The sequence below is a fragment of the Bacillus mobilis genome (assembly GCF_001884045.1).
Taxonomy (GTDB): domain Bacteria; phylum Bacillota; class Bacilli; order Bacillales; family Bacillaceae_G; genus Bacillus_A; species Bacillus_A mobilis.
Map to the genome: position 1 here is coordinate 1 of NZ_MACF01000134.1, position 14144 is coordinate 14144.

At 37.3% G+C, this 14144-nt stretch carries 18 protein-coding genes, 1 pseudogene and 1 riboswitch; of the genes and pseudogenes, 8 read left to right on the forward strand and 11 right to left on the reverse strand.

Going from position 1 to position 14144, the window contains the following annotated elements; all coding sequences use genetic code 11:
* A pseudogene (locus tag BAQ44_RS25800) lies at positions 1-440 on the reverse strand (collagen-like protein); the annotation flags it as partial.
* 215 nt (positions 441-655) lie between these two features.
* Positions 656-820 carry a hypothetical protein gene (locus tag BAQ44_RS31220; protein WP_084669640.1) on the reverse strand — a complete coding sequence of 55 codons (165 nt, stop codon included), beginning with the start codon at positions 818-820 and terminating at the stop codon, positions 656-658.
* Between the two features lie 121 nt (positions 821-941).
* Here BAQ44_RS31220 and BAQ44_RS25805 point away from each other — a divergent pair, with 121 nt between their 5' ends.
* Both BAQ44_RS25805 and BAQ44_RS25810 read left to right on the forward strand, forming a co-directional pair.
* Positions 942-1265 (forward strand): iron-sulfur cluster biosynthesis family protein, encoded by a 324-nt coding sequence (locus BAQ44_RS25805; RefSeq protein ID WP_000289565.1) that lies wholly within the window; start codon positions 942-944, stop codon positions 1263-1265.
* Between the two features lie 222 nt (positions 1266-1487).
* A complete protein-coding gene (locus BAQ44_RS25810) occupies positions 1488-2393 on the forward strand; it encodes a DMT family transporter (protein WP_071724538.1) in 906 nt (301 codons plus the stop codon).
* A 28-nt stretch (positions 2394-2421) separates the two neighbouring features.
* On the opposite strand, the gene BAQ44_RS25815 is transcribed toward BAQ44_RS25810, so the two are convergent.
* The gene (locus BAQ44_RS25815) at positions 2422-2643 is read right to left on the reverse strand and encodes a hypothetical protein (RefSeq protein ID WP_000639043.1); all 222 of its coding nucleotides are present in this window, start codon (positions 2641-2643) and stop codon (positions 2422-2424) included.
* A gap of 444 nt (positions 2644-3087) precedes the next feature.
* On the opposite strand from BAQ44_RS25815, the gene BAQ44_RS25820 reads away from it, so the two are divergent.
* Positions 3088-3471: an ATP synthase subunit I gene (locus tag BAQ44_RS25820; RefSeq protein ID WP_063262154.1), complete on the forward strand. Its 384-nt coding sequence runs from the start codon at positions 3088-3090 to the stop codon at positions 3469-3471.
* A gap of 434 nt (positions 3472-3905) precedes the next feature.
* On the opposite strand, the gene BAQ44_RS25825 is transcribed toward BAQ44_RS25820, so the two are convergent.
* Together BAQ44_RS25825 and pckA are read right to left on the reverse strand one after the other, a co-directional pair.
* On the reverse strand, positions 3906-4100 hold the full coding sequence (locus BAQ44_RS25825; RefSeq protein WP_063262153.1) for a hypothetical protein: 195 nt from the start codon (positions 4098-4100) through the stop codon (positions 3906-3908).
* 274 nt (positions 4101-4374) lie between these two features.
* On the reverse strand, positions 4375-5961 hold the full coding sequence (gene pckA / locus BAQ44_RS25830; RefSeq protein WP_000108821.1) for a phosphoenolpyruvate carboxykinase (ATP): 1587 nt from the start codon (positions 5959-5961) through the stop codon (positions 4375-4377).
* 228 nt (positions 5962-6189) lie between these two features.
* Positions 6190-6311, forward strand: a riboswitch (SAM riboswitch).
* Between the two features lie 167 nt (positions 6312-6478).
* On the opposite strand from pckA, the gene metK reads away from it, so the two are divergent.
* Positions 6479-7678 carry a methionine adenosyltransferase gene (gene metK / locus BAQ44_RS25835; protein ID WP_000163118.1) on the forward strand — a complete coding sequence of 400 codons (1200 nt, stop codon included), beginning with the start codon at positions 6479-6481 and terminating at the stop codon, positions 7676-7678.
* 41 nt (positions 7679-7719) lie between these two features.
* Here metK and BAQ44_RS25840 read toward each other — a convergent pair whose 3' ends face one another.
* The 3 genes from BAQ44_RS25840 to BAQ44_RS25850 are packed head-to-tail and all read right to left on the reverse strand — an operon-like array spanning position 7720 to position 8316.
* Complete coding sequence (locus BAQ44_RS25840) at positions 7720-7899, reverse strand: hypothetical protein (RefSeq protein ID WP_071724539.1); 180 nt, start codon at positions 7897-7899, stop codon at positions 7720-7722.
* A gap of 6 nt (positions 7900-7905) precedes the next feature.
* Entirely contained in the window at positions 7906-8085 is a 180-nt protein-coding gene (locus tag BAQ44_RS25845) for a hypothetical protein (RefSeq protein ID WP_000424805.1), read from the reverse strand.
* A 15-nt stretch (positions 8086-8100) separates the two neighbouring features.
* Entirely contained in the window at positions 8101-8316 is a 216-nt protein-coding gene (locus BAQ44_RS25850) for a hypothetical protein (RefSeq protein ID WP_071724541.1), read from the reverse strand.
* Positions 8317-8417: 101 nt separating this feature from the next.
* Here BAQ44_RS25850 and BAQ44_RS25855 point away from each other — a divergent pair, with 101 nt between their 5' ends.
* Positions 8418-8927 carry a MogA/MoaB family molybdenum cofactor biosynthesis protein gene (locus BAQ44_RS25855; protein ID WP_063262151.1) on the forward strand — a complete coding sequence of 170 codons (510 nt, stop codon included), beginning with the start codon at positions 8418-8420 and terminating at the stop codon, positions 8925-8927.
* Positions 8924-9526 carry a molybdenum cofactor guanylyltransferase gene (locus tag BAQ44_RS25860; protein WP_071724543.1) on the forward strand — a complete coding sequence of 201 codons (603 nt, stop codon included), beginning with the start codon at positions 8924-8926 and terminating at the stop codon, positions 9524-9526. Before BAQ44_RS25855 ends, BAQ44_RS25860 begins: the two co-directional genes overlap by 4 nt.
* A gap of 282 nt (positions 9527-9808) precedes the next feature.
* Here the strand turns inward: BAQ44_RS25860 and BAQ44_RS25865 are convergent, their stop codons facing one another.
* The 3 genes from BAQ44_RS25865 to BAQ44_RS25875 all read right to left on the reverse strand — a co-directional run bounded on the left by BAQ44_RS25865 (position 9809) and on the right by BAQ44_RS25875 (position 12153).
* Positions 9809-10951, reverse strand: coding sequence for a glycosyltransferase family 4 protein (locus BAQ44_RS25865; protein ID WP_071724545.1), 1143 nt, complete (start codon positions 10949-10951; stop codon positions 9809-9811).
* A 12-nt stretch (positions 10952-10963) separates the two neighbouring features.
* On the reverse strand, positions 10964-11497 hold the full coding sequence (locus BAQ44_RS25870) for a phosphatase PAP2 family protein (RefSeq protein ID WP_071724546.1): 534 nt from the start codon (positions 11495-11497) through the stop codon (positions 10964-10966).
* A 143-nt stretch (positions 11498-11640) separates the two neighbouring features.
* Complete coding sequence (locus tag BAQ44_RS25875) at positions 11641-12153, reverse strand: gamma carbonic anhydrase (RefSeq protein WP_071724549.1); 513 nt, start codon at positions 12151-12153, stop codon at positions 11641-11643.
* Positions 12154-12227: 74 nt separating this feature from the next.
* On the opposite strand from BAQ44_RS25875, the gene BAQ44_RS25880 reads away from it, so the two are divergent.
* Together BAQ44_RS25880 and BAQ44_RS25885 are read left to right on the forward strand one after the other, a co-directional pair.
* Positions 12228-13031: an alpha/beta hydrolase gene (locus BAQ44_RS25880; RefSeq protein ID WP_061676774.1), complete on the forward strand. Its 804-nt coding sequence runs from the start codon at positions 12228-12230 to the stop codon at positions 13029-13031.
* Positions 13032-13068: 37 nt separating this feature from the next.
* The gene (locus BAQ44_RS25885) at positions 13069-14133 is read left to right on the forward strand and encodes a tetraprenyl-beta-curcumene synthase (protein ID WP_061676775.1); all 1065 of its coding nucleotides are present in this window, start codon (positions 13069-13071) and stop codon (positions 14131-14133) included.
* The last annotated feature ends 11 nt before the right edge of the window (positions 14134-14144 follow it).

Here is a 14144-nt window from a genome sequence, read left to right on the forward strand (position 1 = left end):
TTTGCTGATACATTACCTGCGGTGCCAGTCGGTCCGGTGCTCCCAGTCGGTCCGGTGCTCCCAGAAGGTCCAGTACTGCCAGTAGATCCGGTGTTCCCGGCAGGTCCAGTGTTCCCGGTAGACCCAGTGCTACCAGTAGGCCCACTTTCTACTAATACGATATAATCTGGAGATATATTCGGAAACCCTTGAGGTGCATCTTTTTTTACAACATAGCCGCTGCTCGTATAAGTGACAACTTGTCCTGTTTTATAGGTGGGAGCGGCTGCTAGACTAAAGGCGGTAGTACTTTGGAAACCAGCTCCGGTAGGTCCAGCACTCCCAGTAGGTCCGGTAGCTCCCGTAGGTCCAGTAACGCCGGTGCTACCCGTAGGCCCGGTGTTTCCGTTAGAACCACTGTTGCGTCTGCCGTCGCAACTAAAACAATTACGTGGATACATGTACGTTCTCCTTTCTATATTTTGAAAAACTAGTTTTAAAAATAGAACCACTATATGTATATTATGAATTCTATATTTTTGTGTGGTCGATTGTATTGTTTGTCTAGATTTCCAAAATAGGTGGGAGAGTTGAATTGTTTTAGAGTTACCACTTTTTGTGGAACGAAAGTAACATCCACGTCAAAGTTTACTGCAAATAAATCTTAAGATACTTCTTATTTTTTCATAGCAAAATAAGAAGCAGATAGGAAACAAATAAAACCTAGAATCCAGCCAATAGAAGGAGAATAGAGAAGTGTATGTTGTAATACCATGCCGCTAGAAATAAAAAAGCTACCAAGTAGACCTAAGAAGATGGGGTATCGCAGTAATTTGAACATGAGTGATAACCTCCTTTATCACATACATTGTATATTAATCTTAATTTTCTGTATATAATTTTAGAGAAAAATGGTGGTACAATATATGAAGGATATGAGAAGAGAGGATGAAGATTAGCGTATGTACGTTACTGTAACAGAAGCAGCATATAAAAAGATTATGGATACGATTCCAAATGAAGCGAAATATATAAAGTTATTTTACGATAATGAAGGTTGCGGTTGTGTCATGAGCGGAATTATCGATTTAGTAGCTGTAGCAGAAAAAGATGAGCGTGATGTGGATATCGAATCTAGCACAATGAACTTTATCGCAGATCGCACAAAGCTTGTATTTATGGATGATAAGTTAACAGTTGATTGGCATGAAGGTGGAGGAACTTTTCAGTTGAAGAGCCCGAGCCAATTTTATAATCCGAATATGAAGTTACACGTTCGAGTGTAGTAAAGAAAAGGTGGTTCCAAAAAAATTGGACCGCCTTTTTATTATATAAGGTGCTATCAATGCCGTTTCTTGTTGATAAGTCGATATAATTAAAAAATCGCTAATATAATTTCATGTACCAAACAAAGCAAACCTCTTCATACAATACAAAGATTTTTTCACATAATGAAATGTACATGTGATTGAATTTTCTGTATAATTTTATTTGCGGAGGGGATACGCATGAGAAGATGGGGGATTGAGTTTTTAATTTTAACAGTCGTTATTATTTGGGGGATTAATTTTACGATTGCAAAATATGGACTTTTAGAATTTACAGCAATTGAGTTTACTGCACTTCGGATGATATCGGCGGCACCGCTTATGTTACTCCTTACATTTTTTATTGAAAAGTCGGTTTATATGGAGCGAAAGGATATACCTAGGTTAATCATCGTTAGCATTGTAGGTATTATACTGTATCAAACATTATTTATGGAAACTGTCAAATATACATCCGCTACAAATGCCTCTTTACTCATTTCTATTTCACCTATATTTACAACTGTATTTGCGATTTTCTTAAAACAAGAAAAGTTTTCTTCTCGGAAGTTCATCGGATCTATCATTGCCTTTGGCGGTGCAGCGTTAGTTTTAGTAGCAGGACATTCACTTACTAGTTCTTTTTACGGGAATGGGATCGGACTTATTACATCAATATGCTGGGGACTTTATCCTGTTTTAGCAGGTCCATTAATTAAAAAATATTCAGCACTACGTGTTACCGCATGGTCAGCATTAGTTGGCGCGATTCCGCTTTTATTGTTAAGTGGACCACATGTATTTATAATGCCATTTCACATTACACGCGGAATGACACTATTCGCTTTACTATATTCCATTTTCTTTGTAACAGTATTTGGTTTAGTAATGTGGTATGTTGGTATTCAAAAAATTGGCGCGTCACATACGATGGTATATATGTATATAACGCCGCTTGTAGCTGTTTTATTTGCAGCTGTATGGGCAAATGAATATGTATCGTTTCAACAAATAATTGGTGGCATTATTATTTTCTTCGGTCTATGGTTTGTGAAATCGGAGAAAGTAAAAGTTCATGTTGCTGCGGGAGAACCTATATCAAAATAGGAAAACAGATCACCTATGATCTGCTTTCCTATTTTTTTATTTTTGGTAAGAAGACGAGAAATAAGATAGCAGTAATAAGTGGGATTAAGTTTAAAAATGGAATACGGAAGAGTGTGATAAGAATAATACCTGGAAGAAGAACACCGAGGACAGCATAGAAAATACTATGATTTTTCGTGTACCAATACAATGAAAGTCCAATAAGTGCAGGGATAATGAGGTGAATGAGAGCCATTAAAAAATAAATCATTAGACGCCCCCTTTATTTGTGTGCTTATTACATCATATCCGTATGTTCATAGATTGATATCATTTTTTTCATAAATGGACGAAAAATGTTTGGAAAAACGTCACAAATTATGAGAATATGATGTTTGAAATCTTGTATAATATTATTTCCTGAAAACATTAAAAACAACATAAACAAACTGTTTATGTTGTTTTTAATTTGAGTGAAATGAATTTTAAGTAGTATGAACTCGAAAGAACTGAGTTATACAGCTTTTGTTGGATAGATAAAGTGAAACTTTAATCAGTGGGGGATTCGTTCATCCCCCACTGATTATTAGTTGAACCAATCGGGCTTTTACGGGCAGTTGAGCCCCCACTTAACTTCTTTGCTTCCACTGAATTTTGAGGTGAGGGTCGTACTGCCCGTTAATGCGGGGTAAAAATTACTGAAGAGGAGAACAGCATGATTAGTATGTCATTAAGATCGTTTAAAATTCAATCGTATTATTTACTAGGTTTTCTTTTACTAGGCTGGATGTTAACACCGTTTTCAGCACACTTTTTAGGTGCTGGAATTGGACTTATCGTAAGTATGTATTGTGTTTGGCTTTTAGGGAGACGAATTGAGAAGCTTGGAGATAGTATCGTAAAGAAAACGAAAGCACCGACGCTCGGTATGTTTAATCGTTTTGCAGCTGCTATTTTGGGTGCTGTTATTATGTACGAAATTGAGCACCACATGGTTATGTGGGCATTTGCAGTAGGGATTCTGGGTGGCTATTTCTTAATCGTTGTGAATTTAGGCTACTATAGTATGAAAGACGAGGAAGAATTAACGAAGAGATAAAAAGATAAAAAGATAAAAAGATAAAAAGCCTCTTTTAGATGGAAGAGAGAATCCAGCGAAGGATAGAAGCGGTCAGGGCCTTTTTTAGCCCCATGCGATGTGAAACCAGATAGATGTAGTGATAGGGATATACTTTATATGTTCGAAGCTGTGATTTGTACGTGTGAAAATTCAAGTATATAAATTGAAAGTTGCTTTACTATGGAAGAGAGAATCCAGCGAAGGATAGAAGCGGTCAGGGCCTTTTTTAGCCCCATCGATGTGAAGCCGGAGAGTTGTAATGAGTAGGGATATAATTGATATGTTCGAAACCGCGATTTGTCTGTGTGGAAATGGGTTTATTCTGGGATAAGTGATTCAGTGATGGATAGTACGATAGGAAGCAAAACTTTGCACAAAATACAGGTTTCTGCTTCGAATAAGTTAACATGAAATCACTTATTAGTATGATTCTTAGGTTCTTTAAAAAAGCTGGATATAATACAACAAATTATACCGGTAAATAGAATAATGTATTTTATCGTTTCACTTTGCTGAAATAAATTAACGTTAAGCATCACAAGTCCCCAAAACATTTGGATTGCTCCGTAACTGAATAAAATTTTTCCTGTACGAGAAAAATTTTTCATAGGACTCCTCCTTTCCTGTATATGTAAATTTTATCATAAAAAACGAAAAGTGTATGATTATAAAACGAATTTTCTGTATTTTTTCCGAACTACATCATGGATGAAGAGAGAAGATATAGAAAGAAGCTTACGTAAAAAACGTAAGCTTCTTTTTTATGTAAGTGTGTGTAACCGTTAAGCCGCATTGGGTTTTGTCGGTGAGTACGCGAAACTTTACGGTTACACGACACTTATTCATATGAGTAAAAGGGTTATTCCAACAGAAAGTTTGTACTTAAGCGATTGGACCGCCTAAGTTAATAATATTTTCAGAAACGCTGTCGAACTTTTTGAAGTTCTCTTTGAATTCGCTCGCAAGCTCGATTGCTTTTGCTTTGTAAGCAGCTTTATCAGCCCAAGTTTGTTCAGGCATTAACACTTCGTCAGGTACACCTGGTACGTGAAGTGGAACTTCAAGACCGAAGATGTCATGTTTAGCTGTTTCTGTTTTCGCAAGTTCGCCGCTTAATGCTGCTTGAATCATTGCACGAGTGTAACCTAAGTTCATACGTTTACCAACGCCGTATTCGCCACCAGTCCAGCCAGTGTTTACTAAGAATACTTTCGCATCGTGTTTCTCGATTTTTTCACCAAGCATTTCAGCATAGCGAGATGCATCAAGTGGTAAGAATGGTGAACCGAAGCAAGTTGAGAATGTTGCTTGCGGTGATGTAACGCCGCGCTCTGTTCCTGCTAGTTTACTAGTATAACCACTTAAGAAATGATACATAGCTTGTTCTTTTGATAACTTGCTGATTGGAGGCAATACGCCAGATGCATCAGCAGTTAAGAAAATGATTGTATTTGGGTGTCCAGCAACACTTGGCAGTACGATATTGTCGATCGCATGCATAGGGTATGCAGCACGAGTATTTTCTGTTAAAGTAGTATCGTTGTAGTCTGCGATACGCGTTTGGTCATTAATGATAACGTTTTCTAAAACAGATCCAAATTTGATTGCATCGAAAATTTGTGGTTCTTTCTCGTGAGAAAGGTTTACACATTTTGCGTAGCAACCGCCTTCAATATTGAATACACCGTTATCAGACCAGCCATGCTCATCATCACCGATTAATTTACGGTTTGGATCAGCAGATAATGTTGTTTTACCTGTTCCAGATAAACCGAAGAATAGTGCTACGTCGCCTTCTTCACCTACGTTTGCAGAGCAATGCATAGAAAGAATATCTTGTTCAGGTAATAAGAAGTTCATAATAGAGAAGATTGATTTTTTCATTTCTCCAGCGTATTCTGTACCACCAATTAGTACGATACGTTTTTCGAATGAAACCATAATGAATGCTTCAGAGTTTGTACCGTCAACAGCTGGATCAGCTTTGAAATTCGGTGCAGAAACAATTGTGAACTCTGATTCATGAGTTGTTAATTCTTCTTCAGTTGGACGAATGAATAATTGATGTACAAATAAATTGTGCCATGCATATTCGTTAATAACTTGAATTGGTAGGCGGTAATTGCGGTCAGCGCCTGCAAATCCATTGAAGACGAATAACTCTTCTTTTTCTTTTAAGTATTCTAAAACTTTAGTATATAATTTATTAAAATGTTCTTCAGAAATCGGTTGATTCACTGCTCCCCAAGCAATTTTATCAGCAACCGATGCTTCTTTCACAATAAATTTATCTTTAGGAGAACGTCCTGTATATTTTCCTGTTGAAGCAGAAACGGCACCAGTAGAAGTTAATTTCCCTTCATTTCGCATTAATACTTTTTCCACTAATTGCGGAACACTTAGTTGAATCTGTGCATTGCTTCCGTTCAATAATTCGTGTAAACCAATTTGGACATTCACAGTACTCATATTTATATACCATCCTTTTCATTTAATGAAATATTTCTCGTAATCCCCAACAAGAGTATAACACAATTATATAAATAATGTATACTATTTATTTCTTTTTGTTTGTGTGAATGCATTATTTCCTTATTAATATTTCATTCCAGGCGTATTGAGAAAAACTTTCAGGAAAATGTGAATATTAATTGACAAATGAATATCATTTCTTTAGTATAGGTTGGGACGGATACTCTCTTATCCCGAGCTGGCGGAGGGACAGGCCCGATGAAGCCCAGCAACCTCATTTGTAGTGGTAAATACAGGTGAATAGGTGCTAAAACCTGTGCGAGGCTACAGGTCTCGAACGATAAGAGCGAAGGGCAAAAAGCAGTATGCAAGTAGCAAATTAAACCTTTCCTCTATGTAAAGTAGGAAAGGTTTTTCTGTATGCTTGTGGGAGAATAAATGTATGTCGCAGTTTGTGGCAAATTAAGGATGAGTTCCGTACAATATATACAATTACTGTAGGGAGGTTTACCACATGACAAAAAAACGTCATCTGTTCACATCTGAGTCTGTAACTGAAGGACACCCAGATAAAATTTGTGACCAAATTTCTGATTCAATTTTAGATGCGATCTTATCAAAAGACGCAAATGCACGTGTAGCTTGTGAAACAACTGTAACAACTGGTTTAGTATTGGTAGCGGGGGAAATTACGACTTCTACTTACGTAGATATTCCAAAAATCGTTCGTGAAACAATTCAAGGCATTGGTTACACACGCGCAAAATACGGATTCGATGCAGAAACTTGTGCAGTTTTAACATCTATCGATGAGCAATCTGCTGACATCGCTATGGGTGTTGACCAAGCGCTAGAAGCACGCGAAGGTCAAATGACTGACGCTGAGATTGAGGCAATTGGTGCAGGAGACCAAGGTTTAATGTTTGGTTTCGCATGTAATGAGACACAAGAGTTAATGCCACTTCCAATCTCGCTTGCTCACAAATTAGCTCGCCGTTTAACTGAAGTACGTAAAGATGATACATTATCATACTTACGCCCGGATGGAAAAACGCAAGTTACAGTTGAGTATGATGAAAATGGTAAACCTGTACGTGTAGATACAATCGTAATTTCTACACAGCATCATCCAGATGTTACATGGGAAGAAATCGATCGCGATTTAAAAGAGCATGTAATTAAAGCTGTAGTTCCAGCAGAATTAATGGATGGAGAAACGAAATTCTTCATTAACCCAACTGGTCGCTTCGTAATTGGTGGACCACAAGGTGATGCTGGTTTAACAGGACGTAAAATCATCGTTGATACTTACGGTGGATACGCTCGCCACGGTGGCGGTGCATTCTCTGGTAAAGATGCAACGAAAGTTGACCGTTCAGCAGCATATGCAGCTCGTTATGTTGCGAAAAATATCGTAGCAGCGGGTCTTGCTGATAAAGCAGAAGTACAACTTGCATACGCAATCGGTGTAGCACAACCAGTATCAATTTCAGTTGATACATTCGGCACTGGTAAAGTATCTGAAGACGTACTAGTAGAACTAGTTCGTAACAACTTCGATCTTCGCCCAGCTGGTATTATTAAAATGCTAGACTTACGTCGCCCAATTTACAAACAAACAGCAGCTTACGGCCACTTCGGACGTACTGATGTAGATCTAACATGGGAACGTACAGACAAAGCTGCAGCTTTAAAAGAGCAAGCTGGTCTATAATATATGAAAAAAAGCTTTGCGCGGTGAGCGCAAAGCTTTTTTTATTTTGTTTTATTTACAATTTGAATGCATGAGCTACAATACACTTCGCCGTCTAGCTCAATATACTTTTTCATATTCATCATGCCACTTGCTGGAAAGGGCATATGAATCCATGCTTTTTCATATGTTTGGATTTCTTTTTCACATGATTTGCAAAGGATTGGTTTCTTCTGGAACATATGTAATCAACCTTTCATTTGACGTGCTTTACCCGCGCAAAAGGCACTGCTTAGTAAAAATAGTGTTGCGAATATAATGCTTACTAATGTAGCGTATGGAATTGCGCCTTTTAGAGAAAAGCCAACAGTAATGGAAGCGACGAATAAGAGGATGAATGTTGTTGTTAGTTTTTTGTAAAGTTCCATAATATGTAGACCTCCTTATTTAGAGATAGAACGTTTAAATATAAAATCTACTATGTAGGCAAGTACGAGAGGAATTAATGTGCTAGTCAAATAGTAACGAATACCACCATCAGGCATAAGCACATACAATTTTAAAAAGTTAATATCAAACCCGTAAGCGATACATTGAAAAAGGGATAATATAATTAGGAATGGTATAATGGGTACGTATCGTTTCATATTTTGAATCATATAAAGCTCCTTTGTATGGATAAATATACTTATATTGTATCATATTGAATTCTTTGATTTATACATAATTTTACAAAGTTAAATGAAAGGAAAGATGAAAAATGAGTGTTAATGAACATAAAAAACAAGCGCCAAAAGAAGTGCGCTGCAAGATCGTGACGATTTCTGATACACGTACAGAAGAGACGGACAAGAGCGGACAACTATTACATGAATTATTAAAAGAAGCAGGGCATACAGTGACCTCTTATGAAATTGTAAAGGATGATAAAGAAAGTATTCAGCAAGCGGTGTTAGCTGGTTATCATAAGGAAGATGTTGATGTCGTGTTAACAAATGGCGGTACGGGCATTACGAAACGTGATGTGACGATTGAAGCAGTATCAGCGTTATTAGATAAAGAAATTGTCGGGTTTGGTGAGTTGTTCCGCATGATTAGTTATTTAGAAGATATCGGAAGCAGCGCAATGTTAAGTAGAGCGATTGGCGGTACAATTGGGCGCAAGGTTGTCTTTTCCATGCCAGGATCTAGCGGAGCGGTTCGTCTTGCGATGAATAAATTAATTTTACCGGAATTAGGTCATATTACATTTGAGCTGCATCGCCAATGAGTAAGTATGCTGGAATTGTATTGGCAGGAGGTATGTCGAGTAGATTCGGTGAGCCGAAAGCATTAGCGAGCTGGCAAGGTAGTACTTTTATAGAGCATATTGTGAAAGTGATGACGACTGCGTTGCAAGAAGTTGTAGTCATTAGTCACTCCGATATAAAAGAGCGAGTAGAGGAACTTGTACAAGTTCCAGTTATAGAAGATATTCCGCATTATAAAGGAAATGGACCACTTGCTGGCATTGTATCAGGAATGGAATATATAGAAGCAGATTGGTATGCTATTATGCCTTGCGATGCGCCAAATGTTTCGCAAGAATGGTTTACCATTTTACTAGAGCAAACGAGTAATGAATATGATGCAGTTGTCCCTATTATTAATGGAAGGAAACAACCGTTACTTGCAGCGTATCATAACCGTGTGAAAGAAAAGATTTATGCTTTGCTTCAGGAAGAAAAAAGAAGTATGGGTCAGCTTTTATTACAATGTAATGTGAAATATATTGCTGGTGAAGATGTACAAGCGAATGCAGATTGGTTTATAAATATGAATACGAAAGAAGAGTATGTGCAGGCTCAAAAAGACCTTTCAAATGAATGAAAGGTTTTTTTGATATACAGAAATTGGGGAACAATTACTGTATAAAGGTATGTGAGTAAGTTGATTTTAAGGGGAATCTCTTAAAATCATCATACAGTAAAAATACTGTATAACCATATATTAATTTTTATGGGTTTTTATTACAAGTCTGTTTATTTATGTTTCTTTTTGTTATAATGAATATAAAAATAAATAGATATTTCACCTTGTGTATCATTTAGTAAACTAAAATTTATAACTGTGTAATAAACTCCCTTCGTTTTTTGAAGGGAGTTTTTCTGTTTAAGCGAGTAATTCTGATGCAGTGTGCTGAAGAACTTCTTCATATTGGTCAAGTAAGCCACGAAAGATTTCATCCCAGCTTTTTGATTGGGCATAAGACGAAGCCGCGATGCCCATTTGCATAAGTTGCTCTTCATTTTGCAATAAAGAATAGATGGATGATAGAAATGCGTCCTCATTTTTGGGCGAACAAAGAACTCCCGTTTTTCCATCCGTAATAATATTTTTAACTCCGCCACTATTTGCACCAATGACAGGTGTACCGCATGCAAGTGATTCGAGTACGACATTTCCGAACGTTTCAGTAGCGGATGGAAATACCATGATGTTAGAACAAGCATATGCTTCAGCTAAATCCTTCCCTTGTAAATATCCAGTAAAAGTGATATTTGCACTCGGAACAGCTTCACGCAAATTTGTTGCTAGCGGACCGTCTCCTGCGATAAGCCAATGAATGTCGTTTCGAGTATGCGTCGTTGTCACGATAAGGTGTTGCAACGTATCAATATCTTTTTCAGGAGCAATCCGTCCAACATAGGAAAGGACATACTTCGCTGTAATATTATATTTTTTTCGGAATAGGTCTGTATTGTAAGATGGATGAAAGAGTGTGCAATCTACACCACGTCCCCATATGGAGAGGGCCTGAAAACCTTTGTTTTTTAGTTGGTGTAACGTTTCAAAGGAAGGAACGAAATTTTTTTGCATATGACTATGAAACCATTTTAAATAGTTCCAAAGCATATTAGAGAGAAATTCGATTTTGTAATAGCGTAAATAAGCATCGAAATCAGTATGATAAGAACCGACAACTGGGATGTTTAATTTTTTGGCATAATACAATCCACAAAGTCCCATGTTGAAAGGTGTAGCAATGTGAATAATGTCAGGTTTAAAGGAAAGAAGTTCTCGTTTAATACGCGGAGTAGGAAAAGAAAAGCGGCATTCTGGATATAATATTGTTAACGGGATACTTCTCATCTTGTTTACATTAGCTACGAAATCATCTTCAGCTGTATGCTGAGGGGCGAAAACAGAATAGGCAATCTTTTCTTTCTGAAAATAACGTGTTAATCGTTCTAATGTTTTCGCAACCCCGTTGACTTGTGGTGTAAAAGTATCGGTAAAAATGGCGACTCTCATCATATCACTCCTTTATGTGAAAAGTGGGATGAATTGATAAAAAGAGATGATGCCAGAGCAAGTGCCGAGGCACATACCGACAAATACATCAGACGGATAGTGAAGCCCTAAATAAATACGAGAAATACCGACGCATAATGCTAAAGGTAATAGAAAAACAAGTAAGTTTGGATTATAGCAAATAAATGGAATGAAGACAGAGAAAACGGCTGTTGTATGACCAGACGGGAAAGAGTGGTCTTTTAATGGATGGACTGGATATTTCGCATCCTGAATTGTTAAATAAGGACGTTTTCGTGGATACCATCTTTTTAATATTTGTACAGGAATATGGCTAATTGCTAAAGAACTGGCAGTTGCGATTGCAGCTTGATGCAAAGTCCCTTTTGCAAAAATTAAAAAGAAAAGTGTGAGTGCGATTGAGAAAGTAGCACCACCGATATGAGTAATATTGCTGAAAAAAATATTTAATGTTTTTTGATCAAAGTATCGGTTAATTCCTTTGAAAATGTAACATTCTATTTTATACAGTCCACTGACCTTCATGAAAATTCTCCTCCCTCGTTTACATATATATGGAGATATTAGCTTTTATTTTAATAAGATTTTATTGAGGGAGTAATAATGTTTTGTAAAGAAAAAGTTAGTTTTTATATAAAAAGCTGCCAATTTAATGGCAGCTGGAAAAGTTACTTCTGTAATGATTTATAATACTGGCCTTTTTCAACATATTGTGTGCGAATGCGCTCCATGTCTTTACGGTCTTCCTCTGTTAACTCACGAACGACTTTAGCTGGGCGACCGAAAGCTAACGTGTTTGGTGGAATTTTCTTTCCTTGTGAAACGAGGCTTCCAGCACCAATAAAGGCTCCTTCGCCAATTTCAGCACCATCTAATATAATAGATCCCATTCCAATTAAAGCATCTTTTTTAATATGACAGCTATGTAAAATAACTTGATGCCCAACTGTAACGTCATCTTCTAAAATAAGAGGATACTGTGGGCTTTGGTGAAGTGTACATTGGTCTTGTACATTTACTCGGTCTCCAATGATTGTTGGTGAAACATCACCGCGTATGACTGTATTAAACCAAATACTTGATTCCTCGCCAATGGAAACGTCGCCTGTAATGGTAACATAATCAGCGATAAAAGCACTACTCGAAATTTTCGGATTTTTTTCTTTATAAGGGTATATCATGTAAAGCCTTCCTTTCCTAGAGACTAGTTTCAGTGTATCAAATTATAAGAAAGAGTGAAATGGAGGAGAGCCGTATGTGGAATTATGAAGCAGAGGAAGCGAAAGCTGTCGTTGTTATCGTGCACGGCGCAATGGAATATCACGGACGTTACGAAGCAGTTGCGGAAATGTGGAATCATAGCGGCTACCACGTCGTGATGGGGGACCTTCCGTCACATGGAACGACTTCAAGAAATAGAGGACATATTGATTCGTTTGATGAATACATAGAGGAAGTTAAATTATGGGTGAAAGAGGCAAGAAAGTATCGGTTACCTATTTTTATATTCGGTCATAGTATGGGCGGTCTTATTGTTATTCGTATGATGCAAGAAACGAAGAGAGAAGATGTAGAAGGCATTATTTTAAGTTCGCCATGTTTAGGCGTAGTAGCTGGACCTTCTGCACCGCTTCAAGTTGCTTCAAAAATATTAAATATTATCGCTCCAAAACTGCAATTTGCAACGAATCTTACAGTGGAAATGTCTACTCGTAATCATGAAGTTCGAGACGCGATGGAGAATGATTCATTGTTCTTGCGCAAAGTATCAGTACGTTGGTATAGTGAATTGATTAAGTCTATCGAAATTGCTCATAAGAAAATAGATGATTTTCCAGATGTTCCGCTCTTGCTAATGCAAGCTTGTGAGGATAAACTTGTAGATAAAACACGTGTCCGCACTTGGTTTGATAATGTTAAAATAAGTGATAAGGCTTTTAAAGAATGGCCGAATTGTTATCACGAGTTATTAAACGAGTATGAGCGTGATGAAATTTTGAATTATATTCAGTCATTTACTGAAATACGCATCAATAACATAATAGAAACAAATAAGTAAATTATTTGTACATTGAATAGAGGAGATGAAGGAAGAAGTGAACGTACCGAGTAATCCCATAACGCTCATGGCGAAAGTATACCGTGATGTGTTTCCGGTTGTACACCATGAGCTAGCGATGTGGAAAGAGCGTGCCTACCATATTCCGAATGATGAGCTTCATAGTCAGGCAATCGCAAGTATTGAGCATAAAACGTTTCATTGCGAAGGCGGAGGCATTTTAGCGCTATTAGCAGATGAACACCGAGAGGAATGTATTCGTTTTATCGTAGCCTATCAAACGATCAGCGACTATTTAGATAATTTATGTGATCGCAGTACATCACTTGATCCAAATGATTTTGCCGCACTGCATGAATCGATGTTAATGGCATTATCACCTGAAGTAGAAGGTGGTGGTAATTATTATCGTTATCGTGATGATCAAGATGATGGTGGTTATTTAGATGAACTTGTTGAAACATGCCAAGACGTTTTAAAGAAAACGAAGCACTATGACAAAATTGCTCCTGTTCTTCATGAACTTGCTTGTTATTATTGTGATTTGCAAATTCATAAACACGTGAAGTTAGAAGAAAGAGAACCACGCTTACAAAAATGGTTTGAAGCACATAAAGAAAACTTACCAGAGATGAGTTGGTTTGAATTTTCAGCATGTGCCGGTTCTACGCTTGGAATCTTTTGTCTTGTCGCATATGCATTTCATGATGAGCTACATGATGAAGATATTGCGAAAATTAGACAAGGGTATTTCCCTTACGTACAAGGACTTCACATTTTACTTGATTATTTCATCGATCAAGAAGAAGACCGTATGGGCGGGGATTTGAATTTCTGTAGTTATTATGAAAACGAGCAAGCAATATTAGATCGTATGAAACATTTTGTAGAAGAAGCAGAGAAGAGCATTGGTGATTTACCTCATGCGAAGTTTCATCGTCTCATAAGCCGAGGGTTACTTGGTATTTATTTATCAGATCAAAAGGTATCAGCACAAAAGAATATGCACAAAATGGCACGGCGCATTGTAAAATACGGAGGCCTCACTTCACGATTCTTCTATTGGAACGGGAAGATGTACCGAAAGAAAATGGCGCAGTGATGAAGAAAACC

Excerpts from the sequence above, each read along its gene's own strand:
- BAQ44_RS25855 (WP_063262151.1), top strand. The coding sequence starts at position 8,418 with ATGAGTGTTAATGAACATAAAAAACAAGCGCCAAAAGAAGTGCGCTGC.
- pckA (WP_000108821.1), bottom strand. The coding sequence starts at position 5,961 with ATGAGTACTGTGAATGTCCAAATTGGTTTACACGAATTATTGAACGGA.
- metK (WP_000163118.1), top strand. The coding sequence starts at position 6,479 with ATGACAAAAAAACGTCATCTGTTCACATCTGAGTCTGTAACTGAAGGA.
- BAQ44_RS25820 (WP_063262154.1), top strand. The coding sequence starts at position 3,088 with ATGATTAGTATGTCATTAAGATCGTTTAAAATTCAATCGTATTATTTA.
- BAQ44_RS25825 (WP_063262153.1), bottom strand. The coding sequence starts at position 4,100 with ATGAAAAATTTTTCTCGTACAGGAAAAATTTTATTCAGTTACGGAGCA.
- BAQ44_RS25815 (WP_000639043.1), bottom strand. The coding sequence starts at position 2,643 with ATGATTTATTTTTTAATGGCTCTCATTCACCTCATTATCCCTGCACTT.
- BAQ44_RS25845 (WP_000424805.1), bottom strand. The coding sequence starts at position 8,085 with ATGGAACTTTACAAAAAACTAACAACAACATTCATCCTCTTATTCGTC.
- BAQ44_RS25875 (WP_071724549.1), bottom strand. The coding sequence starts at position 12,153 with ATGATATACCCTTATAAAGAAAAAAATCCGAAAATTTCGAGTAGTGCT.
- BAQ44_RS25865 (WP_071724545.1), bottom strand. The coding sequence starts at position 10,951 with ATGAGAGTCGCCATTTTTACCGATACTTTTACACCACAAGTCAACGGG.
- BAQ44_RS25880 (WP_061676774.1), top strand. The coding sequence starts at position 12,228 with ATGTGGAATTATGAAGCAGAGGAAGCGAAAGCTGTCGTTGTTATCGTG.
- BAQ44_RS25860 (WP_071724543.1), top strand. The coding sequence starts at position 8,924 with ATGAGTAAGTATGCTGGAATTGTATTGGCAGGAGGTATGTCGAGTAGA.
- BAQ44_RS25870 (WP_071724546.1), bottom strand. The coding sequence starts at position 11,497 with ATGAAGGTCAGTGGACTGTATAAAATAGAATGTTACATTTTCAAAGGA.
- BAQ44_RS25810 (WP_071724538.1), top strand. The coding sequence starts at position 1,488 with ATGAGAAGATGGGGGATTGAGTTTTTAATTTTAACAGTCGTTATTATT.
- BAQ44_RS25805 (WP_000289565.1), top strand. The coding sequence starts at position 942 with ATGTACGTTACTGTAACAGAAGCAGCATATAAAAAGATTATGGATACG.
- BAQ44_RS25850 (WP_071724541.1), bottom strand. The coding sequence starts at position 8,316 with ATGATTCAAAATATGAAACGATACGTACCCATTATACCATTCCTAATT.
- BAQ44_RS31220 (WP_084669640.1), bottom strand. The coding sequence starts at position 820 with ATGTTCAAATTACTGCGATACCCCATCTTCTTAGGTCTACTTGGTAGC.
- BAQ44_RS25840 (WP_071724539.1), bottom strand. The coding sequence starts at position 7,899 with ATGTTCCAGAAGAAACCAATCCTTTGCAAATCATGTGAAAAAGAAATC.